General features: G+C 57.9%; 1 protein-coding gene. It reads left to right on the top strand.

Annotated features, from left to right (window positions below; translation table 11 throughout):
• Positions 1–258: 258 nt before the first annotated feature.
• A partial coding sequence (locus tag R0J88_RS18810) for a LacI family DNA-binding transcriptional regulator (RefSeq protein ID WP_219605305.1) occupies positions 259–439 on the top strand: 181 nt, incomplete at its 3' end.

Genomic DNA, 439 nt, shown 5'->3' with positions numbered 1-439 from the left:
TCGGGCTCATGAGCGCTTGTTTCGGCGTGGGTATGGTGGCAGGCCCCGTGGCCGGGGGACTGTTGGGCGCCATCTCCTTGCATGCACCATTCCTTGCGGCGGCGGTGCTCAACGGCCTCAACCTACTACTGGGCTGCTTCCTAATGCAGGAGTCGCATAAGGGAGAGCGTCGAGATCCCGGACACCATCGAATGGCGCAAAACCTTTCGCGGTATGGCATGATAGCGCCCGGAAGAGAGTCAATTCAGGGTGGTGAATGTGAAACCAGTAACGTTATACGATGTCGCAGAGTATGCCGGTGTCTCTTATCAGACCGTTTCCCGCGTGGTGAACCAGGCCAGCCACGTTTCTGCGAAAACGCGGGAAAAAGTGGAAGCGGCGATGGCGGAGCTGAATTACATTCCCAACCGCGTGGCACAACAACTGGCGGGCAAACAGT

The organism is Pseudoalteromonas sp. SIMBA_162 (assembly GCF_046535955.1).
GTDB classification, from domain to species: Bacteria; Pseudomonadota; Gammaproteobacteria; order Enterobacterales; family Alteromonadaceae; genus Pseudoalteromonas; species Pseudoalteromonas marina.
This window is presented reverse-complemented; position numbering and strand designations above follow the sequence as displayed.